Annotated in this window: 21 protein-coding genes; 5 read left to right on the top strand and 16 right to left on the bottom strand. The window is 71.8% G+C overall.

The genetic code is table 11. The features are described from left to right. Nucleotides 1-106 precede the first annotated feature (106 nt). Nucleotides 107-2311, top strand: a complete 2205-nt coding sequence (locus tag ACIPSE_RS13330; protein WP_401661539.1) for a CoA transferase — start codon at nucleotides 107-109, stop codon at nucleotides 2309-2311. On the opposite strand, the gene ACIPSE_RS13325 is transcribed toward ACIPSE_RS13330, so the two are convergent. The 9 genes from ACIPSE_RS13325 to ACIPSE_RS13285 form a co-directional block, all read right to left on the bottom strand. After that, on the bottom strand, nucleotides 2302-2709 hold the full coding sequence (locus ACIPSE_RS13325) for a MaoC/PaaZ C-terminal domain-containing protein (RefSeq protein ID WP_401661536.1): 408 nt from the start codon (nucleotides 2707-2709) through the stop codon (nucleotides 2302-2304). The two genes, ACIPSE_RS13330 and ACIPSE_RS13325, sit on opposite strands and share 10 nt — an antisense overlap. A gap of 13 nt (nucleotides 2710-2722) precedes the next feature. Beyond that, a complete protein-coding gene (locus ACIPSE_RS13320; protein WP_401661533.1) occupies nucleotides 2723-3220 on the bottom strand; it encodes a MaoC family dehydratase N-terminal domain-containing protein in 498 nt (165 codons plus the stop codon). Next, entirely contained in the window at nucleotides 3217-4350 is a 1134-nt protein-coding gene (locus ACIPSE_RS13315) for an NAD-dependent epimerase/dehydratase family protein (RefSeq protein ID WP_401661530.1), read from the bottom strand. Before ACIPSE_RS13315 ends, ACIPSE_RS13320 begins: the two co-directional genes overlap by 4 nt. A gap of 74 nt (nucleotides 4351-4424) precedes the next feature. Continuing rightward, nucleotides 4425-6245, bottom strand: a complete 1821-nt coding sequence (locus tag ACIPSE_RS13310) for an FAD-dependent oxidoreductase (protein WP_401661527.1) — start codon at nucleotides 6243-6245, stop codon at nucleotides 4425-4427. Further along, on the bottom strand, nucleotides 6242-6778 hold the full coding sequence (locus tag ACIPSE_RS13305; RefSeq protein ID WP_401661524.1) for a VOC family protein: 537 nt from the start codon (nucleotides 6776-6778) through the stop codon (nucleotides 6242-6244). The genes ACIPSE_RS13310 and ACIPSE_RS13305 overlap by 4 nt, the downstream gene beginning before the upstream one ends. After that, nucleotides 6775-7632, bottom strand: coding sequence for an enoyl-CoA hydratase-related protein (locus tag ACIPSE_RS13300; RefSeq protein WP_401661521.1), 858 nt, complete (start codon nucleotides 7630-7632; stop codon nucleotides 6775-6777). Before ACIPSE_RS13300 ends, ACIPSE_RS13305 begins: the two co-directional genes overlap by 4 nt. Before the next feature lie 45 nt (nucleotides 7633-7677). Then, nucleotides 7678-8796 carry a CaiB/BaiF CoA transferase family protein gene (locus ACIPSE_RS13295; protein WP_401661518.1) on the bottom strand — a complete coding sequence of 373 codons (1119 nt, stop codon included), beginning with the start codon at nucleotides 8794-8796 and terminating at the stop codon, nucleotides 7678-7680. Next, nucleotides 8793-9293, bottom strand: a complete 501-nt coding sequence (locus tag ACIPSE_RS13290; RefSeq protein ID WP_401661516.1) for a nuclear transport factor 2 family protein — start codon at nucleotides 9291-9293, stop codon at nucleotides 8793-8795. The genes ACIPSE_RS13295 and ACIPSE_RS13290 overlap by 4 nt, the downstream gene beginning before the upstream one ends. 74 nt (nucleotides 9294-9367) lie before the next feature. Further along, the gene (locus ACIPSE_RS13285; protein ID WP_401661514.1) at nucleotides 9368-10321 is read right to left on the bottom strand and encodes a PDR/VanB family oxidoreductase; all 954 of its coding nucleotides are present in this window, start codon (nucleotides 10319-10321) and stop codon (nucleotides 9368-9370) included. A 157-nt stretch (nucleotides 10322-10478) separates the two neighbouring features. Between ACIPSE_RS13285 and ACIPSE_RS13280 the strand changes: the two genes are divergently transcribed. From ACIPSE_RS13280 to ACIPSE_RS13270, 3 genes are all read left to right on the top strand, one after another. After that, the gene (locus ACIPSE_RS13280) at nucleotides 10479-11828 is read left to right on the top strand and encodes a 4Fe-4S dicluster domain-containing protein (protein ID WP_401661511.1); all 1350 of its coding nucleotides are present in this window, start codon (nucleotides 10479-10481) and stop codon (nucleotides 11826-11828) included. A gap of 105 nt (nucleotides 11829-11933) precedes the next feature. Further along, entirely contained in the window at nucleotides 11934-12149 is a 216-nt protein-coding gene (locus ACIPSE_RS13275) for a ferredoxin (RefSeq protein ID WP_401661508.1), read from the top strand. After that, nucleotides 12150-12905: an SDR family NAD(P)-dependent oxidoreductase gene (locus ACIPSE_RS13270; RefSeq protein ID WP_401661506.1), complete on the top strand. Its 756-nt coding sequence runs from the start codon at nucleotides 12150-12152 to the stop codon at nucleotides 12903-12905. A gap of 67 nt (nucleotides 12906-12972) precedes the next feature. Here the strand turns inward: ACIPSE_RS13270 and ACIPSE_RS13265 are convergent, their stop codons facing one another. Next, nucleotides 12973-13509: a nuclear transport factor 2 family protein gene (locus ACIPSE_RS13265; RefSeq protein WP_401661503.1), complete on the bottom strand. Its 537-nt coding sequence runs from the start codon at nucleotides 13507-13509 to the stop codon at nucleotides 12973-12975. Nucleotides 13510-13735: 226 nt separating this feature from the next. Between ACIPSE_RS13265 and ACIPSE_RS13260 the strand changes: the two genes are divergently transcribed. Next, nucleotides 13736-15007 carry an ABC transporter substrate-binding protein gene (locus ACIPSE_RS13260; protein ID WP_401661501.1) on the top strand — a complete coding sequence of 424 codons (1272 nt, stop codon included), beginning with the start codon at nucleotides 13736-13738 and terminating at the stop codon, nucleotides 15005-15007. Nucleotides 15008-15245: 238 nt separating this feature from the next. On the opposite strand, the gene ACIPSE_RS13255 is transcribed toward ACIPSE_RS13260, so the two are convergent. The 6 genes from ACIPSE_RS13255 to ACIPSE_RS13230 all read right to left on the bottom strand — a co-directional run bounded on the left by ACIPSE_RS13255 (nucleotide 15246) and on the right by ACIPSE_RS13230 (nucleotide 22410). Continuing rightward, a complete protein-coding gene (locus ACIPSE_RS13255; protein ID WP_401661498.1) occupies nucleotides 15246-16007 on the bottom strand; it encodes an ABC transporter ATP-binding protein in 762 nt (253 codons plus the stop codon). After that, the gene (locus tag ACIPSE_RS13250) at nucleotides 16004-18718 is read right to left on the bottom strand and encodes an ATP-binding cassette domain-containing protein (protein WP_401661495.1); all 2715 of its coding nucleotides are present in this window, start codon (nucleotides 18716-18718) and stop codon (nucleotides 16004-16006) included. Before ACIPSE_RS13250 ends, ACIPSE_RS13255 begins: the two co-directional genes overlap by 4 nt. A 124-nt stretch (nucleotides 18719-18842) precedes the next feature. Beyond that, nucleotides 18843-19325 carry a pyridoxamine 5'-phosphate oxidase family protein gene (locus ACIPSE_RS13245; RefSeq protein WP_401661493.1) on the bottom strand — a complete coding sequence of 161 codons (483 nt, stop codon included), beginning with the start codon at nucleotides 19323-19325 and terminating at the stop codon, nucleotides 18843-18845. Then, a complete protein-coding gene (locus ACIPSE_RS13240) occupies nucleotides 19322-20104 on the bottom strand; it encodes an enoyl-CoA hydratase-related protein (protein WP_401661491.1) in 783 nt (260 codons plus the stop codon). Before ACIPSE_RS13240 ends, ACIPSE_RS13245 begins: the two co-directional genes overlap by 4 nt. Beyond that, entirely contained in the window at nucleotides 20097-20942 is an 846-nt protein-coding gene (locus tag ACIPSE_RS13235; RefSeq protein WP_401661489.1) for an amidohydrolase family protein, read from the bottom strand. The genes ACIPSE_RS13240 and ACIPSE_RS13235 overlap by 8 nt, the downstream gene beginning before the upstream one ends. 4 nt (nucleotides 20943-20946) lie before the next feature. Further along, the gene (locus ACIPSE_RS13230) at nucleotides 20947-22410 is read right to left on the bottom strand and encodes a carboxylesterase/lipase family protein (protein WP_401661486.1); all 1464 of its coding nucleotides are present in this window, start codon (nucleotides 22408-22410) and stop codon (nucleotides 20947-20949) included. Nucleotides 22411-22484 lie beyond the last annotated feature (74 nt).

Below are 22484 nucleotides of genomic sequence, written 5' to 3'. Positions count from 1 at the left end.
CTCCTCGGCCGGGCCGGTCGACCCTCAACATGATTTAACCATTCTTCTAGCATTGATACGGGGTGTGATACAACAACATTGTAAATCTATAAGGAGGTTCTGCCGTATGGCTGCCGGTCCGGAGTTGCCCGCCCTCGACGGCGTCCGAGTCCTCGACGCCACCCACGGCATCACCGGGCCGCTGGCCGGGATGGTGCTCGGCGACTTCGGAGCCGAGGTGATCCGACTCGCCGCGCCGCACGACCCCGACGACCGCACCCGGCCCGGGGCCGTCCAGTGGCACCGGAACAAGACGGTCGTGCCCCCGGAGCGCGGGCCCTCCCTGGCCGCCGACGCCGACCTCGTCCTGACCTGCGACAGCGCCACGGCCTCCGCGCTGGGCCTGCCCCTGGACGCCGAACCCCCCGCCGGTGTCGTCCACCTCCATCTGCCGCTGTGGCGCGAGGACCTGGACCTGGACCCGCTCACCCGGGACCGTATGGTCGCGGCGGAGTTCGGGGCCGCCCGGCGCCAGACCTCGTTCAGCGGCGGGCCGGTCGACGCGGTCTATCCGTTCCTCTCCTGCATGCAAGGGGTGTGGGGCGCCACGGCCGGGATCGCCGCGCTGGTCGAGCGCGCGCGGCGGGGCCGCGGACAGCGGGTCGTCGTCGATCCGCTGCACGGCTCGATGGTCACCACCATCACCACGATGCTGGTCAGCCCGGACGAGCCGCTGCCCGACACCACGGTCGGGCCCGGCGGCCCCAACCCCACCTTCGGGACCTACCGCTGCTCCGACGGCGACTGGCTCTTCGTAGGCGCCCTCGGCTCCAAGTTCCAGGACCTGCTGTTCGCCTGCCTCGGCGTCGCCGACATCGTCGACGATCCGCGGATCCGGAACGTCCGCGAGCGTCTCTACACCCCGGACAACCGCGGCTGGGTCCGGGCCCGTCTCACCGAGGCCTTCCTCACCCGGGACCGGCCCGCCTGGCTGGCCGTGCTGGCCGAGGCCGGGTGTCCGGCGAGCCCGGTCGGCGACCGGGACCACTGGCTGGACCATCCCCAGATCTCGGCGCTCCACCAGCGCCTCGAACTCGACGATCCGCTCGTCGGCCCGGCCGTGGTCACCGGCGTCGGCGCCGACCTCTCACGTGGTGCCCGCCGCCGTCACACGGCCCGGCGCTTCGCCGACTACGCCACCTGGGCACCCCGCCGACGCCCGCGGACCGCGCCCCTGCCGTCCGAGGGCCGCGGTCCGCTGGCCGGGATCACCGTCGTCGACCTGGGCACCGTGCTGGCCGGTCCGTACGCGGGCATGCTCCTGGCCTCCCTGGGCGCCGATGTGCTCAAGGTGGAGACGGTCAAGGGCGACGAACTGCGGCTACGCGGCTACGGCATCGCCCGCGGGCAGCGCGGCCTGGGCATCGACCTGCGCCACCCGGACGGCTACGCCGCCTTCCTCCGTGTCGTCGCGGGCAGCGAGGTCGTCCTGGACAACTACCGCCCCGGTGTCCTCGACCGCCTCCGGATCGACGACACCACCCTGCGCCGGGTCAGCCCGGACCTCGTGACGACGTCGATCACCGGCTACGGCGCGACCGGACCGCTCGGCGGCCATCCCGGGTACGACCCGGTGGTCCAGGCCCTCGCGGGGATCATGAAGGCCCAGGGCGGCCCGGACGAGCCGGTCTTCTCGACCCTGGCGATCAACGACGTCACCGTCGCGTGTCTCGCCGCGCTGGGGACCTGTGCCGCGCTCTACCAGCGCTCCGTGGGGCGGGGCGGACAGCACGTCAGCACCTCGCTGGCCACCGCCGCGACCTTCATGCAGAGCGGCGAACTCGTCCGCTACGCCGGACGGCCGCCGGCCGGGACCGGTGGCCGGGACTTCCCCGGCCCGAGCACGGCCTCCCGCTTCTACGCCTGCGCCGACGGCTGGGTCCGGGTGCACGGCATCGACGAGGCGCTCGTCCCCGGGCTGCCCACGCTCACCTCGGACGAGGTGGTCGAGCTGGTCACGGCGGCGGGCGGAGCGGCCACCCGCGCCCGCGACTTCCGTGAGGTCGTCGACGATCCGGACCTCCTCGCCGACGGCCACGTGGCCGAACTGGTGTGGCCGGACGGCAACTCGACGTTCCTGCCCCACCGGCTGGCCGAGTTCAGCGCTCACGCGCCCTACGACGTGCTGCGCGCGACCGGGCACGGCGAGCACTCCCGCGAGCTGCTGGCCGAGGCGGGGCTCGCCCCGCACGAGATCGACCGCCTGATCGAGGCCGGAGCGGTCGTCGTCGGCGAGCCGATGCACTCGGTCGTGGGCGTCGGCTACCGCTGAACGGGCACGGAGACGGTGGCGGTGCCCGGCGCCGAGACGACGCCGGCACCGTCCTCCACCCACACCTCCAGATCGGCGGACACCCGCTCGGGTCCGGACCGCACCGCGAGCACCCGCGCCCGCACGTCGAACCGGGCGCCGCGCGGCGTCGGCGCCCGGAACCGCAGCGCGACCGTCTCGATCCTGCCCTCCGGTGGCAGCCACTCGCGCAGCAGCCGGTGCACGTAGGACCACTGCAACCGGCCCATGACGATCGCGCCCGGGTAGCCCGCCGCACGGCCGACGTCGTCGTCCATGTGGAGGGGCACGAACTCGTCGTTGACGGCGGCGAAGCGGTTCCATTCAGGGAACCCACCGCTCCGCGGCCCCGCGGCCAGCTCCTGGCCCACACTGAACACGGCCTTCTCCCTCTCAGTAGCGGATGGCGGTCTGGCGCTCGACACGCACGCGCTCGCCGTCCTGGTTCGTCCACACCGACTCGGTGACCGAGACGAGCATCGGGCCCATCCGGCCGGCCTTCTCGGCGTACGAGACCAGTCGGGTCTCGGAGCGGATCACGTCCCCGGAGCGGATCGGAGCCCCGTAGGCGACCTCGATGCCTCCGTTCACCTGGTGCCGCAGCCCCGGTCCCGCGATGCCGAGCGCCTTCTCCGTCCAGTCGGTGTCCCTCGGCCCCGGCGGGACGAGCGGCTCCCGCCGCGATGCCACCGCCCAGGCGAAGGGATTGAACTCCTCGGGTGCCAGGAGTCCGCCCGGCGCCGTCTCCTCTCTGAACCTTTCCGGCGGCGGGTCGGGGTAGTACACGGCGATCGCCCAGCGGCGGATGTCGGAGACCGCCACGGGAAAGGAGACCCTCCAGTCGGTCACGGATCCCACGGCCGCGGCCATCTCGGCGCTGACCAGGCTCATGAGCGGGGCTCCGGACCGTCGCCGCGCCGGACTTCCTTGGGGTGGTCGTACGGATGGGCGGCGACGACGGTGGGCGGCTGCTGTGCCAGCAGTCCCGCCGTGGCCCGCCGGTAGGCCTCGATCACGCGGTCCTCCTCGGCGTAGTCGAACGGGTCGACGAGGTTCCGCGCGGCGCGCTCGTCCGGCGGACGGTCGAGGTACCAGCGCACGGTGTCGGTGAGCGCACGGGCCGCCGGGACCGGCTCGACGTACCCGAGCCGGTCGGCCGCCTTGTGGACGTCCACCAGGAGATGGGCGTCGTGGGAGACCGGGAACAGCCCGCGCCCCGGGCCGGCCAGTTCGAACGGCATCGACACCTGGCGCAGCGCACCACCGGCCGCCGCCGCGCAGAGCTCGATCCACTGCCGGACGGTGAACTGGTCGCGGTCACCGACGTTGAAGATCTCTCCCGCCGCCGCTTCGGGCCGGTCGACCGCGGCCAGCAGATGAGCCGCCGCGTTGACCGCAGCGCAGCGCGTGGTGATGGTCAGCCCGGCGTCGGGGACGATGATCCGGTCGCGGCCGTCGCGCACCCGGCGCACCACCGACCATTCCCGTGGGTAGACCTGGCGGGGTCCGTAGATGGTGGGGTAGCGGAACAGGGAGGCGCGGAAGGCGCCTTCGGTGTGCAGCGCCAGGACGTGCCGCTCGGCGGCCCTCACCTTGCGGGCGAAGCCCTCGCCGACGGTCTGTGCCGAGGGGTCGGCCCGTCCGGCGTCGGCCGCCTCCTCCCGGGCGAGGAGCGGCATCCCGTGCGGCCGGAGCCGCGCGGGCTCGTGATACCCGGCGTACACGGGCAGGCCGCTGACCCCCACCAGGTCCCGGCAGCGCCCTGCCAGGGCGTCGGCCACCAGGCGCAGCCGGCCGTAGGTCGCGACGGCGACGTCGAACGACCGTCCGGTCAGGGCCTGTTCGAGGGGTTCACGGAAGTGGGGGTCGGCGTGAAGGTGCTCGTAGCCGTCCGGATCGGGGACCTCGTGGGTGCCGCGGTGCAGCACGGTGACGGTGTAGCCGCGATCGGCCAGCCCGGCGGCGATGTGCGGTCCCGTGGGGCCGCTGCCTCCCACCAGCAGTGCGGTCCTTGTTTCCATGCATGCAGCATAAGTTAACTACGACACAACTTGAACCATATTGCGGGTCCGGTGTCCGGGCCGGTCCAGCGGGTTCAGCCGGCCAGTTCCTGCTTGCGGTCGACGTTGATCCGCGGGTCGATGATCCCTTCGTTCATCGCCTTGATCAGCAGGGCGAGGTGCTGCGAGTGGAACCGGGCGAGCCGGAGGCCCGTGGCCATGAACCAGAGCTTGCGGTGCCCCGAGTGACGCAGTGTCGTGCGCAGTTCGCCGCGGTCGTCGACGTTCCACACCGTCGCCAGCTGCTCGGTCACCTCGTCGCCGACGACGGGCCGGACGACCTCGCGCATGTTGCTGTAGCCGGTGCAGAACACGACGACGTCGGCGGCTTCCTCGGTGCCGTCGCGGTACACCACACCGTGCGGGGTGAACCTCTCGATCTCGCCCGGCTGGATCCGGATCTCGCCGTCGATGATCAGCCGGCAGTTGCCCTTGTCGATGTAGACGGCGCCGCCACCACGTGTGGTCAGATGCGCCTGCCCGGCGTCACCGGGCCCCAGGGTGGTGCGGAAGCCCGCCTTCTCCATCCCGGCGATGAGTTCGGCGTCGAGCTCGGCGATCCGCCGGGTGACCGTCGGCGCGAGCTTCAGGCCGAGCGCCAGCGGGTTGGCAGCCGAGAGGAGATCGGCGGTGGAGATCTCCGGGCCGTTCTCGTTGTACAGGGCGCCGAAGAGCAGCTTGAGCCCGTTGCGCTGGGAGAAGACCAGGACGGGGCTGCGCTGCACCATCGTGATGGAGGCGGCCTCGTTCTCGTAGGCGTCCTGGGTGATGTCATGGGCGCTCGCCCCGGCCCCGACGACGACCACCTTCCTGCCCCGCACCGACGCGCCGCCGAGGTGCTCACTGGAGTGGGCGATCGTCCCCTCGAACAGCTCCTCGCCCTCGACCGCGGGACGGCGGGGGATGCCGTCCTTGCCGGTGGCGAACACCAGATGCTGCGGGCGCAGGGTGCGGCGCTCGCCGTCGTGGTCCAGCTCGACGGTCCAGCGGCCCTCGGCCTCGTCGTACGTCGCCGAGTGCACGGTGGTGCCGGTCCACAGGTCCAGGTCGAGGAGGTTGACGTAGGCCTCCATCCAGTCCGCCAGCTTCTCCTTGGGCGTGAACAGCGGCCACGTCTTCGGGTAGGGCAGGTACGGGAACTCCGTGGACCACTTGAAGTCGTGCAGCAGGAGGCCGTTGTAGCGCAGCCGCCAGTTGTCGCCTGCGCGCGCGTAGCGGTCGACCAGGAGCGTGGGGACCCCGAGGCGGCCCAGCCGTGCGGCCAGGAACAGTCCGGAGTGGCCGGCGCCGACGATCAGGACGCTGGGGTCGGCGTCCCGGTACTGCCGTCGTTCGGCGGCGAGTTCGGTCAGCGAGGGGCGGGCGCCGGGCGTGGAGGGCGCGTTGTTGGCCTCGCTGGCGGCGTCGTCGACGGAGACGGACGGCTCGGGGAAGTCCCGGAGCCCTTCGAGGCTGGTCGACACGACCCACGACCGCCACGCGCCGTCCTCCTCGCGGACCAGGCGGATCACGCCGCGGCCGACCGAGGTGCGCGTGGCGAACCGGTAGACGGCCTCGATGTAGCGGCCGTTGAAGGCGACCGGCCAGGAGTCGTCCAGGCGCAGGTCACCGAAGCCGGTCTCCACCAGCGCGGTGGTGAGCTGCTCGACGATGTCGTCGGCGCCGTGCATGCCGACCAGGTCCCAGGTGAGCGCGTAGAGATCGCGCCACCAGGGGTCGGCCGACAGCAGTCCCCGCACGGCGTGCAGGTCACCGGCGGCCAGGGCGCGGTCGAGCGTGCTCAGCCACTGTTCGGCGACGGCGTGGTGGTCCACCGGCTGCTCGGTGGCGGCGGCGACGCTCTCTTGCTGGGTCATCGGGTCCTGTCCTCCTGGTTCGACCGGGCACGGAACTCCCGGACCACTTCGGGCGACGGCAGTGCGACGAGCTCGACCTGGGTGCCGTCGGGGTCCTCGCAGAGGAAGAGGGTCACGGGGCCGTAGTTCTTGACGACGGTGGTGGTGGGGTCGGAGTAGACCTCGTAGCCCATCCGCACGAGCCGGGCGTGCAGGGCGCCGATGTGCTCGGCGTCGACGGGGAAGGACAGCTGGCCCATCCCGAAGTCGCCGGGGCGCTTGGGCCGGCCGTCGTCGGTGCGGGGCAGGTCCCACTTGACCAGTTCCAGCTGGCCGACCCGGGAGTCGCCCTGCACGAACACCGTGGTGCCGGTGGTGCCCTCGGGCAGCCGCATCAGGGCGGGGGTGAGGTCGCTGGTCTGCTTCTCCAGCGTCTTGCGCATCCCGAGGCCCTCGACGTAGAAGCGCAGGGACGCCTCCAGGTCGCTGACACCCAGGGCGACGTGGTTCAGGCTCCGGACCCCGACGCGGGTCTCCTCGTGCGTCTCGCTCACAGCACGAACCCCTCTTCCTTGAAGGGGCCGTCGCGCCAGTCGAGGGCGGCCTTCAGCCCGTCGCTCGCGGCCTTGGTCTGGAACTCGCCCGCTCCCGGCCGGAACGACCGCGCGAGGGCGTACCAGGGAACGACGCTCTGGAGCGCGGCCCGGAACCCCATGGCCTCGTAGCTCTGGTTGAGGCTGAGCTTGTTGGCGGCGAGCATCGCCGGGTGCAGCCGCGCCATCGGGCGCAGCTCGCGCATGACCTGCTCGTCCAGTTCCTCGGCCGGGAAGCTCTTGGCGATCCAGCCCATTTCCTCGGCCCGTTTCCCGGTGACCGAATTGCCGGTCAGCTGGAGGTACTTGGCCTGGGCCATGGACATCTTCCAGGGGAAGTACTCGATGTCCGGGGTGGACTGGGCGCGGGTGGGCGGATAGCCCATCACGCAGTCCTCGGCGGCGAACACGATGTCGCACATCGACATCAGCTCCGAGCCGCCCGCCAGCGCGTACCCGTGCACCTTGGCCACCACCGGCTTGAGCAGGTCCCAGACGGTCAGCCAGTCCCGCAGACAGCTTCGGGGGAACTGGCCCGTCCACGACTCGAAGTGCGGGGAGGAGTTCCAGCCGTCGGGCCGTTCGGGGCGTTCCTGGCCGCCCGCGTAGCTGTTCATGTCGTATCCGGCGCAGAAGGCCGTGCCGGCGCCCTGCACGAGGACGACCGTGACGTCGTCGTCGGCCTCGGCCGCTTTCAGGGCGTGGACGATCTCGCGGCGCAGCGCCGGGCTGAGGGCGTTGCGCTTCTCGGGGCGGTTGAGGGTGATCGTGGCGATGCGGTCGGCGACGTCGTAGAGGATGTTCTCGTAGTCCACTGTGGTTCGGCTCTCTTCTTCAGGGTCCTGGGAGGGGCCGGGGGGTCAGCCTTCGGCGACCTGGTCGGCGCCCAGCGGACGGGCCGGGGTGCGGATCGAGCCCGGGGTGCGGCTCAGCCGTACCGGCACTCCGAGCGTGCGCAGACCGTCGAGTTCGGTGACCATGCCGCGGGCGGTGACGTCCTCGGCGTCGAGCGCCTGAGGCAGTGTCCGCACGAGCGTCGCGGGCACGCCCTCGGTGATCAGCGTGCGGGCGAGGTCGGTGGCCGGGTCGAGTGCGGCGATCAGCCGTGCCAGGACGGTGTCGAGTTCGTGCCGGTGGGCCAGGCGATCGGCGTTGCGGCGGAACCGCGGGTCGTCGGCGAGCTCCGGCGCGCCCAGGAAGGCGGTCAGGGCGGCGAACTGACGGTCGTTGCCCGCGGCCACGTAGATGTCGCCGGCCGGTGAGGGGAAGGTGTCGCAGGGCGCGATGTTCGGGTGCGCGCTGCCCAGTCGGCGGGGCGGGGCACCGGTCATGAAGTAGGTGGCGGCTGCCGGGTGCAGGAGGCTGAGCGCCCCGTCGACCAGGCTGATGTCGACCCGCTGGCCCTTGCCGGACTCCGCGCGCTCGCGCAGTGCCAGCAGGACGCCGGACAGGGCCAGCAGCCCGGTGGTCAGGTCCACCACGGGCATCGGGACCCGCAGCGGCGGGCCTTCCGGCTCACCGTTGAGGTCCATGATCCCCGTGTAGGCCTGGATGACGGCGTCGTAGCCGGGCAGCCCGGCCATCGGTCCGTCGGGGCCGAACGCCGAGATCCGGCAGTGCACCAGGCGCGGAAACCGCTCGGCGAGGGTGTCCGGCGCCAGGCCCCAGCGGGTCATCGCCCCGGGTTTGAAGTTCTCCACCAGGACGTCGGCCTCGGCCAGCAGGCCGAGCACCAGGTCGCGTCCGCCGGGGGTGGAGAGGTCGGCCGCGAGGTGGCGCTTGTTGCGGTTGAGGCCGGCGTAGTAGGCGCTGACGCCGTCGGGCCGGGTGGGGCCCCAGGAGCGGGTGAGGTCTCCGGTGAGGGGTTCGACCTTGACGACGTCCGCGCCGTGGTCGCCGAGCAACTGGGCGCAGTAGGGCCCCGCCAGGACGCGCGAGAGGTCCACCACGCGGACGCCGGCGAGCGCGCCCCCGGTCATTCCGCGGCCCGCAGCACCTCTTGGGCGTCGGGGGCGCCGGGCATCCGGCGCTTGCGCGTACGGATCTTCCAGCGCCCCGCCTCCCGGCGGAAGTGCCACTCGTTGAGGGAGGCGCTGAGCAGCCTCAGCGTCGGGCCGTCCTGATGGAAGATGAACGAGTAGCCGTTGGCCACCGCGTCGTCCCCGGTCACCCGCACGGCCAGGTTGTTGCCCTGGACATGGAGGCTGCGCCCGTAGAAGCCGTTGTCGTGCTGCGCGGTGCGTTCGCTCAGGAACCGGCGCATCTGGTCCAGCCCTTCCCAGCGGACGATCTCGTACGGGTCCTCGCCGCGGCCGGAGGAGACGTCCATGACGCAGTCCTGCGTGAACAGGGCGAAGTACTCGTCGTCCAGGGGCGCGTCGGCGTAGTAGCCGTAGCGGGCGAGCAGTTCGCGGATCTCACGGTCGTCCTCGAGGTCACGCAGCCGTGCTTCGAGAGCCGCCAGTCTGTCCTCCACCGGGAACCACCCTTCCGAGTCACCTTGAACAAAACAGTAACACCACTGCAAGCTGATAGGGAATCGCGCCCGGCCTAGAGATCGAGGACCAGCAGCGGTGTCCGGGACCGTGAGCAACAGATCATGATCGTGTCGTTCTCGGCCTTCTCCTCGTCGGTCAGCAGGGAGTCCCGGTGGTCGGGAACGCCGTCGAGGACGGTGGTCTCGCACGTGCCGCAGGTCCCCTCGCGGCAGGAGGTCATGACGTCGACACCGGCCGCCTCGACCACCTCGGCGATGCTCTGCGCGGGGCCGACGTCGAGCGTGAGGCCCGAGGCCTCCAGCCGGACCCGGAACGCGCCGCGCTCGCCGTCCAGCGCCCCCTCGCGCGGCCGGAACCGTTCCACGTGGAGGGCGCCGGGCGGCCACTTGGCGCACCGCTCCTCCACCGCGTCGATCAGCGCGCCGGGGCCGCAGCAGTAGACCTCGACGTCGTCGGCCGGTTCGCCGAGCAGGCTGTCCAGGTCGATCGGTCCGAGCCGGTCCTGCGGCCACAGCGTGACCGGGTCCCCCAGCCCGGCCAGGTCGTCGACGAAGGCCATCGAGGCCGCCCGGCGCCCTCCGTAGACCAGGCGCCAGTCGGCGCCCGCGGCGGCCACCTCGCGCACCATCGGCAGCAGCGGGGTGATGCCGATGCCACCCGCGATGAAAAGGTACCGGGGGCCGGAGCCGAGGGGGAACGCGTTACGGGGGCCGCGGACGGCCAGGGACGCGCCCGGGACGACCTCGTCGTGCAGGCGCCGGGACCCGCCCCGGCTCTCGGGCTCCCGGAGCACCGCGATGGTCAAGGTCGTACGGTCGTCCGGGTCGCCGCACAGGGAGTACTGGCGTTCCAGATCGCCCCCGACGACCACGTCCACGTGGGCGCCCTGTTCCCAGCGCGGGAACGGCTCGCCGCTCTCCCGCACCAGTTCGAAGACGGCCACCCCTTCGGCGACCGTACGCACCCTGTGGACCTTCACGGCGATCGGGCCCTCAATGTTCACCATAGGAACAGGACTATTACATAACTTGCCACACGGGTCGACCCCGCAGGCGGACGGCCCGACCGGGTACGGGCGAGCAGCACACTCATACTTGACATGGATACAAGCATTACTCTAACAAGCAAGGGAGATTGCACGCCCACCCGAGGGGACGGTCGCCATGGGACAACGGTTCAACCGCAACGCCCTCCAGCGCAGGCTGCTGCGCTGGGGCCATGAGTTCGGCGAGCTGCTCTACCCGATCGCCCGCAAGACGCTCCCCTACCGCCCGAAGATGTGGTGGGTCCCCAGGCTGCCGATCCGGGCGCACCGCCGCCGGACCCCGCACACACGCCCCTGGACCGCACCGGTCCCCTCCCCCGCTCCGGCCCTGCGCACCGGCCCCGGCATCGAACTGCTCCCCGAGCGGCAGCAGGAGGCGTTCGACGAGGCGCCGTTGCACGACTTCATCCGGCTGCACCCGGAGATGCGCGGGGTGCACAGCCCCACCGGGCACATGTGGATCTCGCTGCTGTCGACGTCGCCCCGTGTCCAGGGAGCGGCCCGCAGACGGGCCAGGTCGAACCGCTCCCCCGGCGCCACGGCCCCGGTCGCGGCGCTCACGCCCGCCGAACTGACGCGCGCGATGAAACGGGAGGCGGCCCGGCTGGGCCTCTCGGGCGTCGGTGTGACGGCGTACGACATCAAGTGGAACTACGCCGAGTACCACGGGATGGCGGTCGGGGAGACCGTCGTCGTCGGGATCATCGAGCAGAACTTCGACTCGACGCAGATGTCGCCGTCGCTGCGGGCCGAGAAGGCCGCTCTGTCGGCCTACGCCGGGCTGGAGGACCGCATGCGTCTGCTGGCCGGGTGGATCCGCGCGCAGGGCTACGCGGCACGCCCCGAGGGCTTCGTGGGCGAGTCGATGGTGATCCCGTACGCCGTCGCCGCCGGGCTGGGCCAACTCGGCCTCAACGGCCAGCTGCTGACCCCGCACGCGGGCTCGCGCTGCCGGATCCACGTGATGTCGACCGACGCCCCGCTCGTCCATGACGAGCCGGTCGACCACGGCCTGGAGGGCGTCTGCAACGAGTGCCAGATCTGTGTGCGCCGCTGCCCGGCCGGCGCCATCCCGGCCCGCCGCAAGGAGAGCCGCGGAGTCGTCAAGGCCAAGCTCAACACCAAACGCTGCCTCCCGGTGATGGGCAAGACGGCCGGCTGTTCGGTCTGCATGAAGGTCTGCCCGGTCCAGCGCTTCGGACTGCCCGCCGTCCTGGAGGAGTTCGAGCGCAGCGGCACGATCCTCGGGAAGGACACCGACGACCTCGAAGGCTTCGACTGGCCCCTGGACGGCCGGCACTACGGGCCGGGCGACCGCCCCCGGCTGCCGCTGGAGGTCTTCGAGACGCCGGGCTTCGACTTCGACCCGGACCGCAGGGAGCCGGTCGGCTGGGTCGAGCCCGACGGCAGGCCCGGCAACAGGCCCGACGACACCGACGGGGACCACGCCGAGGCGCTGGGGTACTGAGGGCCGGGGAATCGGCCCGCGCCCCGGCACCTTCCACGGCCCGGACGGGCCGCCACCACCATCCGAGGCCGTCGTGCGGCGGCCGTCCCGCCAAGGAGATGCAGCATGAAGTTCGCCGTCGACCTGGACCGCTGCGAGAACCACGGTCAGTGCGTGTTCGCCGCGCCCGGCCTGTTCTCGCTCGATGACGAGGGACAGCTCGCCCACCGCCACGGGGCCTCGGGCCGGTACACCTCGGCCGTCCTCGACGGCGCCGGGGAGGACGCCGTGTCCTCGGCCGTCGACATGTGCCCGATGCAGGCGATCCGGCTGGTCGGCTGAGTGCGCCGGTTCCAGGACCGTGTCGTGCTGGTCACCGGGGCCACGAGCGGCCTCGGTGCGGCCGTGGCCGCACGGCTGGCGTCGGAGGGGGCGCACCTCGTCCTGACCGGGCGACGGCGTGAGCACTGCGAGGCGGTCGCGGCACGGGCCCGCGCGCACGGGGGCGAGGTTCTGGCGCTTCCCGGGGACCTCGCGGACCCGGCCCTGCCCGCGCGGCTGGTGACAGCGGCCGTGGACCGCTGGGGCCGCCTCGACGGAGCGGTCAACAACGCGGGGGTGAGCCCGCCGCCTCAGCCGTCGTCGGGCTACGACGAGGAACTGTGGCACTCCATCATCGAGTTGAATCTGCACGCGGTGTTCCGGTGCCAGCGGGCGGAACTGGCGGTGATGGTGCCCGCCGGGCGCGGCGCGGTCGTGAACGTCGCGTCCTACACGAGTACGACGGTCCAGTCTGCGGGGGTGACGTCGTACGCGGCGGCCAAGCACGGTGTCCTCGGGCTGACGCGGGCCGCCGCCCGGGACCACGCCGCGGACGGCGTGCGGGTCAACGCGGTGGGACCGGGGCACATGCGCACGGCGATGATCGACCGTCTCCAGGACGAGCCCGGCAGGCGGGCGCGGCTGCTGGCCCGGATCCCGATGGGGCGGGTGGCCGAGCCCGCCGAGGTGGCGGGCGTCGTCGCGTTCCTGCTGTCGGACGACGCGTCGTTCGTGACCGGGCAGATCCTGGTGGCCGACGGCGGGCTCTCGATCTGAGCGCGGAGCCCGCCGCCGGCCGCCCCGGACGCCGACTCAGCCGGGGCCCGGGCCGGGGCCGGGGGCTTCAGCCCGCGGAGGTCTTGGTCTCCGGGTTCTCCGGCCACTTGAGCCGCTTGTAGAGCGGGTCGGTCCGGTCGCGGGTGCCGCGGAAGTGGCCGCCCGGGACGGCGTTCTCGGCGGCGAGCGTGCCGTCCCACTCCATGACGACGCGGCGGTAGGTGATCCGCCAGCCGTCGTCGGCGCGCTGGAAGTAGTCGAGGTAGCGGCCGATCGACTGGTAGAGACGGTCCTCGGCGGTCTGCATCCAGTAGGCGAAGTAGGACTCGCCGTAGGCCTCGTCGCCCTCGATCTCGAAGACCGACTGGCCCATCAGGTGGTAGATGAACGCCGAGGCCGTGGTGAATCCCGGGTTGTTGCAGATGAACTCCGCGAACTCCTCACCGCTGCCGCGCCAGCGGCCGTGGTCGTCGAAGGACTTCGGCGAGTAGCACGCGACGATCCCCTCGCGGTCCTTGCGGTCCACCGCCTGTTCCAGTCGGGCGACCAGTTCGGTGAGGGCCGACTTGTCGGCCAGGGTCTCCAGGTCCGGAAGCACGCCCATGAGTCCTCCTCGCATCCGCTCTATCCACTTGCTCTTGTGTTACTCCCATCCTAATGGGAGGCACCCAGGACGGGCCAGGTACGTGCGCTACCTCGGCCGCCGCACATTTCCCTTCGATTCCTAACTATGTACAAACAATGGACAAGTGATGCTGTGTCCGTCTAAGTTCTGCGCGCAGGGAGCCCGTCTCCGCGGCGGGAGCACTGATCACCCCTAGGAGTCTCACGTGCCACGCAGGATCCTCACCCGGGCGCGGGCCCTGAAGTTCGGAGCCGCCCTGGCCGTCGGCTGTCTGGCGCTCAGCGCCTGCGGCAGCGGCGACGCCACGTCCACCTCGAACACCACCGACGAGTCGGCACCCCCGCTGACCGGCGAACCGATCAAGATCGGCTACGGCGCGTCCATGTCGGGCCCGCAGGCCACCAACGGCCTCGGCGCCCAGGCCGTGGCGCAGGCGTGGCAGAAGTACACCAACGCGCACGGCGGTGTGAACGGCCACCCGGTCGAGATCGAGGTGGTCGACACGAAGAACACCGTGCCGGGCGCCACCTCGGTGGCCAAGCAGTTCCTCGACGACGACTCCGTCGACGCCGTCTTCCTCACGGACCTCGTGGCCGAGGGCGCGATGACGAAGCTGTTCACGGACACCCCGGTCGCCGTCATCTCCGGCGGGGGTTCGAGCGACCTCCTCTGGTCCGCCGTCCCCGGTGTCTTCCAGAACGTCTCCGGCTCGGACTACACGATCAAGGCGTACGCCGACCAGGCCAAGGCCGCCGGCGGCAAGAACTTCGGCTGGGCCGCGTGCGCCGAGGTCGCGGTGTGCCAGGAGAACGGCGGCAAGGCGCTGAGCTACGCCCAGTCCATCGGGATGAAGGGGGTGGGCACGCAGCTGATCTCCGCCTCGGCCTCCGCCTACACGGCCGAGTGCCTCTCCTTCATCGGTGACGGCGCCGACGCGATCGCCTTCAACATCGGCTTCGCCACCGGCACGCGCTTCGCCTCGGACTGTCTCCAGCAGGGGTACACCGGCATCTTCTCGGTGATCAACTCCGGCTTCGACCAGACGGCGTTCGGCAAGGTGCCGGGCTTCCGTTCCGTGGGCGGCACCAACGGCTTCCCGTGGTGGTCCGAGGCCGCGCCGGTCAAGGTCTACCGGGACGCCATGGCCGAGTACTCGCCCGACGGCATCTGGACCTCGGGCAACTCCACCGCCATCTGGTCCTCCTTCGAACTGCTGAAGAAAGCCCTGGAGACGGCCAAGCCGTCCGAGATCACGCGGGAGACCGTCATGGACGCCATGTACACGGTCAAGAACGAGACCCTGGACGGTCTGCTGCCCGAACCGGTCACCTTCACCAAGGGGGAGCCGTCGAAGCCGGTCGGGTGCAGCTGGCTCTTCAAGTTCGACGCCGGCGACGCCAACCCCGAGAGCGTCGAGCCCGACAAGTCCGGCAACGGTGCCGAGGGCGACCTCGCCAGTACCTGCATCGGCTACTGAGGCCCTCCGGCGGCACCGACGGCAGGAGGCCCGCACCCCGTGAGGGTGCGGGCCTCCTGCCGTCGTACGCGGGCCGCTCGCGGCCGGCGCGGCGGCTCCACGGTCCCGCCCCGTCACGAGGACCGGCAGGGGCCCGCAGGATCAGCCTCGGAGGCTCCCGCGGACGCGCCGCTGCCCCGCACGGGGACCGCGGGCGCGGATCCCTGTACGGGGCAGCGGGGGAACGGACGCGACCGGGTCAGGCCGCGGCCTCTCCGATGTACTTCTCGAACATGTTGCCGCGCAGCAGACCGGCGGCGTCCCCGTCGTAGGCGATCTCGCCGCGCCGCAGGACGTAGGCGTGGTCGGCGATGGCCAGGGTGCGCAGGGCGTACTGGTCGACCAGCAGCAGGGCGACGTTCTTCTCCCGCAGGGTCTGCAGGAAGTCGAAGACGAGGTCCACGATGATCGGGGCGAGGCCCAGCGACGGTTCGTCGACGAGAACGAGCGCGGGATCGGCCACGTACGCCGCCGACAGGGCGAGCATCTGCTGCTCGCCGCCGGAGAGCGTGCCCGCCTTCTGGGCCAGCCGCTCGCCGAGCCGTGGAAAGACCGAGGCGGCGATCTCGATCGCGTCCTTGGGGCTCGACGAGCCGGCCTGCATGAGGAGGTTCTCGCGCACCGTCAGGTTCCGGTAGACGCCGCGCCCTTCGGGGATGTGGCACAGGCCGCCCCTGGCGCGGCGGGCCGGGGACGACCTCGTCACGTCCTGCCCGTCCACGAGCACCTGTCCGCCGGTGGGGCGCATCAGTCCCGAGGCCACCCGCAGCGACGTGGTCTTGCCCGCGCCGTTGGGGCCGATCAGCGCGGTCACCGAGCCGGGGGCCACCTTCAGCGAGACGCCCCTGAGCACGGTGGTGGTGCCGTAGCTGGCGTCGACGTCGCGCAGTTCCAGGCAGGGCGGCGCCTCGGCCGGCGGGGCGGTGCCGGTCGCTCCGGCGCGGGTGAGCTGGTCGGTCATCGGACCGTCTCCTCGATCTCGTCGGTCAGGTCGTCCCGGGTCCCGGTCTCCGAGCCGAGGTAGGCGGCCTGCACGACGGGACTGGTCCTGACCTCCTCCGGGGTGCCGTGGAACAGCAGCTTGCCGAAGTCCAGGACGTAGATGTCGGCGCAGATCCGCAGGACCAGCGCCATGTCGTGCTCGACCAGGAGGATGCCGCAGCCGCGGGTGCGGACCACGCGGGCCAGGGTCTCCCCGAACCGCTCGGTCTCCATCGGGTCGAGGCCGGAGGACGGTTCGTCCAGCAGCAGGGTGTCGAACGGGCCGCTCAGACAGCGGGCCAGCTCGACGAGGCGCCGCTGGCCGGTGGACAGCTGCCCCGCGTTGACGTCCCGCAGGTCGCTGATGCCGCACAGTTCCATGGCGTACTCGGCCGCCTCCCGTGTCCGGCGCCGCTCCGACCGGGTGGCCAGGATCTGACCCCGCAGCCGGGAGCCGGCCAGGCCGGACTCCACACCCAGCGCGACGTTCTGACCGACCGTGAGCGAATCGGCCAGCTGCATCAGCTGGAACGTCCGTCCCAGACCGCGACGGCCTCGCGCGGCGGCGTCGAGTCCCGTCACGTCCTGGCCCTGGAGGAGCACCGACCCGGTGGCCGGGGTGAGCAGACCGCTGGCGGCGTTGAACAGGGTCGTCTTCCCGGCGCCGTTGGGGCCGATCAGCCCGGTGATCCGGCCGGGCGCGACCTTCAGGCCGACCTGGTCCACAGCGGTGCGACCGCCGTAGCGGATGGTCAGGTCGCGGATCTCCAGGCCACCGGCGGAGGGCGGCATCTCCCAGGGGTCGGACTCCACCGTCACCTGTGGAGCGGCGGCCTGCCGCCTGCCGAAGCGCCGGTCGATCCAGTCGCGGGCTCGTCGGGGCAGCGGGTCGGCGCCGCCCTGTGTGGCGATCACGATGGCGAAGAAGCCGAACAGCACGTTGAGCCACGGCTGGGCGTTCGGGCTGTGCCAGAAGGCCGGGATCAGGGCGGCCATCACGGCGACCACCGCGTACCAGGGCTCGCGGAACGGCATCAGCGCGAGGGTCGCGACCAGCACCAGCGAGTAGTAGGCCGCGTAGTACTGGTCCCCGAGCACGACGTAGTTCACGGTGCTGCCGTAGAGGATCCCGCCGACGCCGGCGAAGTATCCGGCGACGCAGAACACGATCAGCTTGAGCAGGTTGGTGTTGAGGCCCAGGGTGCGCACCGCGAGCGGCGCCTCGGACAGGCCGCGCAGGGTGCGGCCCAGCCGGCTCGCGTGGATCGCCACCATCAGCAGGGCGGCGACGACGAAGAAGGCCAGCACCACGTAGTACCAGCTCTCGTCGGACTCCATGCCGGTCGGGCGCGGCATCGGGCGGCCGGTGCCGGTGGTGCCGAAGAACCACTCCTTCTGGTAGGCCCAGCCTTCCATCGAGAGTCCGAAGCCCAGCGTGGCCATGGCCAGGAACAGGCCCTGCAACCGGATCGCCGGGAGGGCCAGGGCCGCCGCCACCGGCACCACGATCAGTGCCGAGAGCAGGACGCCTACCAGCCAGGGCAGCCCCCAGGCCTCGGCGACCTGCGCGAAGGTGACGGCGCCGATCGCGGCGAACACCGCCTGGCACAGGGAGACCATGCCGGCCGTGCGGACCAGGAGACCGAGGGAGAACAGCACGATGGCCTGGGTCAGACCGACCGTCAGATAGGTGAGCTGGCCGCTGAAGAGCGCCGGGGCGATCAGCAGGAACACCAGGACCAGGCCGCCGGCGATCAACCGTGTGCTCGTCGGCCCGTGATAGGGGATCTTGGGCGGCTGCTCGGCGCGCGAGGGCAGGTCGAGTCTGCGTCTGGGGATGACCAGGAGGGCGACCAGCAGCAGGATGAACGGCAGCGCGGTGTTCAGTCCGCTCAGGGCGGGCGCTTCGATGGAGAACTTGGTGATGAGGTTGGAGACCACGCCGACCGCCAAAGCGCCGACGTAGGTCAACGGGATGTTCGAGAAGGCTCCGACCGCCGCCGCGCCGAACGCCTGCACCACCAGGAAGGTCATGGTCACCGAGTCGATGCCCATGGTCGGGGCGATCAGGACGCCGGACATCGCCGCGAAGGAGGCGCCGATGCTCCAGGAGAGCCGCTGGACCGCCTGCGGGCTGGTGCCGTGCAGGGCGACCAGGTCGGGATCGTCGACCACGGCCCGCATCGCCAGGCCGGTGCGGCTGACGCGGAAGAAGTAGTAGAGCGACGCCACGGCGACGAGAGAGATCGCCATGATGGTGAGCTGGGCGTACGTGATGTTGACGCCGCCGATCCGGACGATCTCGGCCGCCTTGGGCAGGAACGGTGGTGGCCGCAGGGCGTTGAAGCCGTACGTGACGGTGGCCAGCCCCTGGACGAGGAGCACGATGCCGACCGTGGCGACGACCTTGAGCGCGGGCCGCTGGTTGCTCAGCTTGAGACTCACCGCGGAGAGCACCAGACCGAAGAGCGGTCCGAACACGAAGACGGAGAGGAATCCGGCCAGCCACCAGCTGAGTCCGTTGTCGATGTGGAGCCAGTAGAAGACGAAGGCGGCAGCGGCGGCGATCGCTCCGTGGCCGATGTTGAAGATGCCGGACGTCTTGTAGGTCAGGACCAGGCCGGTGCCGGCCAGGCCCAGGACGGAACCGGTCACGAGACCGGCGATGATGAAGGGCAAATAGGTGTCCACGGCGTACCTCGGGTCGGGCGACACGTCGTCGCGGGCCGGGCGGCTGACGGCTCTAGTAATGCCCTAGTCGATAACTAGCCGTCTTGTAAGTGTCTTGCAATATTGCTCAGGCCGTGGGGTGCCGTCAACCACTTCGACGCGGTTTCAGCGCCGGGTTCTTGCGGAAGTCCCAGCTCACCAGCCGGGCGGGGGTCAACCGGAGCCACGCGTGCCGGCCGTCGGCCACGAACTCGGGTGTGCCGGAGTACTTCCGCGCGTAACCGCGCTCGATCTCGGCCAAGTCCGCTCGCGGCCGGGAGGTCCGCGGCACTTCCGAAGCCACCTCGACCTCACCCGACAGCTCGACGCCGCGCAGTTCGTCGAAGTCGTCCCCCGCGTCGACGACCACGGAGACCCTCGGATCCCGCGCCAGATCGGCCCATCGGCGGCTGCGGACGACGGAGTTCAGCCACAGGGCGGAGCCGTCCCAGACGAACCAGAGGGGCGTCACGTGCGGGTGCCCGCCCGCTCCGACGGTGGCCACCCGGCAGACCCGCTCGGAGGCCAGGAAGAGGTCCACCTCGCCGGGTGTCATCGCGATCGCCCGGCCGCGCCGCTGCTCCCTCATCCCAGCACCGTCCCGCGCACCTCGTCGTCGGGGACCCAGCGCGGCGCCCGGCGCTCGACGAAGGCGGCGTTGCCCTCGGTGCGGTCCTCCGAGGTCAGCAGCGCGGTCATCGCGGTGCGCGACGCGGCCCAGCCCGTCTCCTCACCGGCCGCCGCCACCGTGTGCAGCCCGGCGAACAACTCGGCCACCGCCCCGGGCGCACCGGCGCAGGTCGCCAGCGCCAGGTCCAGCGCCTCGGGGAGCACGTCCCGCGGCTCGCTCAGACGGTTCACCAGTCCGAGGTGGTGCGCCCGCTCCGCCGTGAGACGTCCGGCGGTGAGCATCAGCTCGACTGCCACGTTGCGCGGCAGCCGGTCCGGCCCCCGGAACAGGCCCCCGGCCGCGGGCACCCGCCCGCGGGTGGTCTCGGGCAGCGTGAACCAGGCATCGCGCGCGGCCACCACCAGGTCGGCCGCGAGCACGAGTTCGAACCCGCCGCCCAGTGCGGGCCCGGCGGCCGCCGCCACCAGGGGCTTGAGGCGTCGGCGGCGGATCACGCCGTACATGCCGCCCCGTTCCGTGTGCGGCCCGGCGCCGGTCCGCAGATCGGTCCCGGCGCAGAAGTACGGCCCCTCGGCCGCGAGCACCCCGACCCGCAGTGCGGGGTCGTCGTCGAGCCGGTCGAACGCGGCGTCGAGGGCGAGGGTCATCCCGGCGTTCACGGCGTTGCGCCGCTCCGCGCGATCGAGCGTGACCAGCAGGACCGGGCCCCGCGTCTCGACCCGCACCAGCTCACTCATCGCGGGCCTCGCTCCAGCCCAGCCAGTCGGCGAGCCCGCGACCGAGGACGAGCGCCCGCTCGGCACCGGACAGCTCCGGCAGACGGTTCACGAAGACGTCGACGAGGTCGGCGTAGGGCACCGGCAACCGGGACAGGTCGGAGCCGAAGAACACCCGCTCGGCGCCGAACGCCTCCACCAGCCGGTACACGGCCTCGGTGACCGACGGGTACGGCCGCGTCTCGGCGGTCAGGTCGACGAAGCAGGGCAGAGCCGAGGCCTTGACCGCGAGGTTCGGGTACGCCGCCAGCGCGGCCAGCGGCGCGACCGCCTCGGCGAGGGGGAGCCCGGAGCTCTCGACCGCGGCATGGTCGACCGCGATCCTCAGACCGGGGTACTCCTCGGCCAGGTCGCGGTAGAGGCCGTACCGGCCGGGAGCGTAGAGGCTGAGGGGCACCCCCAACCGTTCGGCCGCGGCGAAGAACCCGCTGCGCCGGGCGGCGGACAGGGCACCGCCCACGTCCCCGCGGTTGAGCGACATCCGGATCGCCCGCATCCCGGTGACCGAGCGCCAGTCCGCCAGCCGCTCGGTCCCGGCGGGACTCGCGGTGGCCCAGCGGCAGATCGCGCCGTACCGGGAAGGCTCGGCCGCCGCGGCGGCCAGGACGTAGTCGTTGCGGGAGCCTTCCCAGGTCGGGCCGAGCAGCAGGGCGCCGCGGACCCCGGCGCGGGCGAGTTCGCCCGCCACCTCGGGCACCTCCAGCGGGACCGGACGCTGCGGCTCTATGGCGTCGGCCGGCCAGGGGCGCTCCGGCGTGGACGCCTTCCAGACATGGATCTGCGCGTCGAGGATCAGCATCGCGTCACAGCTCCCGGCCGGCCCAGGCCTCGCGGGCCCGCGCCCATGGATCGGTCACCGTCCCGCTCGGCGTGCCGAAGCGGTGGACCGTGCCGCTCGCCCCGTGGACCGGCCACCCGGGATCGCCGTCGCGGACGAACGCCACCCAGGCCGCGTGCATCTCGTCGGCCAGGGCCTGGGGTGCCTCGGTGCCCCGCAGTCCGCTGCCCCACGGGTCGGCGAGGGTGTCGAAGACGAACGGGATCTCCAGGGTGTGGCAGGCGCCGACCCGGCCGTCGTACGTCGAGGGCCGCCAGGCGAACTGGTAGGCGTAGGCGCTCTCGCGGCGGGCGGCGGCGAGGCGTTCGGTGGGTGCGACGCAGAACCAGTCGGACTGGATCTCGACGAACAGCTCGGCCGCGCTCGCGTCCGGACGTCCGGCGCGGTAGGCGGCGATCATCGCGTCGGGGTCGGGGCAGATCCGTGCGGTGGTGGCCCGCAGCACGTCCTCGGTCAGCTTGTCCCCCATCCCGGTGGGGGCGACGAAGAGGCCGTACTCCTCGGCGTTGGCTCCGATCAGCAGACCGATGCCGGCGCCCGCGCCCTCGGTCATGGCCCGGTAGGGGTGCTCGGGGAGGATGTCGCCGTCGACGACCGGCTGGAAGACCAGCCGTGTGAACGCGGCGAATCGCGGGTCCCGGCCGGAGGTCAGCCGGTTCATCACGGCGTTGCTCGCCGCGTGCAGACGGTCCTCCGGCACCGCGGCGACCGCCTCGGCCGTCGCCTCGGTGCCCAGTTCCGCGGCCAGTTCGGCCGCGACCAGCCGGGCCCGCTCGACGGTGTGGACGTGGTGCGCGGTGCCGCTCTGGGAGATCGCCCGGTGGAAGAGTCCCTTGGCCCGCGGCACGGCCGGCAACGTGCAGACAGCCATCGCGCCGGCCGACTCCCCGCAGACCGTCACCCGGGCCGGGTCGCCTCCGAAGTTCGCGATCTCGGTGCGGACCCACTCCAGGGCCGCGACGACGTCCAGCAGACCTCGGTTGGGCACGGCGTCCGGGAAGAACGCGAACCCCTCGGCGGCCAGGCGGTAGTTGACCGTCACCGCGACGACGCCGTCCCGGGCGAACGCCGTGCCGTCGAAGGCGGTGGTCGAGCCGGCCCCGGTGGCGAATCCGCCGCCGTGCACGAAGACCAGGACCGGTGCGCGGCCGGTGACGTCGGGGGTCCAGATGTTCAGGTTCAGACCGTTGGGCCCAGGCCGCCGCGGGTCGGGCAGGAGGGCGTCGATCACGGCCGACCGCTGCGGCGGGGTGGAGACGGTGGCGCCGTACTCCGTCGCGTCGGCGACGCCCTCGTGCGGCTCCGGCGGCCGGGGCGCCGCGAAACGGGCCTCGCCGACGGGGGCGGCGGCGTACGGAACGCCCTTGAAGGACCAGCCACTGCTCGTCGGTGCGCCACGGAAACCGCCCTGCCGGGTGATCACATCCACTATTGCACTCCTCAACAAGCTTCAACTTGTGTTGTTATTATGCATCACCATTACAGACGCGCGGAAGGCAGTGC

The sequence above is a fragment of the Streptomyces sp. NPDC090106 genome (assembly GCF_044747265.1).
Taxonomy (GTDB): domain Bacteria; phylum Actinomycetota; class Actinomycetes; order Streptomycetales; family Streptomycetaceae; genus Streptomyces.
The sequence above is the reverse complement of the archived record's forward strand: the minus strand, read 5'-3'. Positions and strand labels throughout refer to the sequence as shown.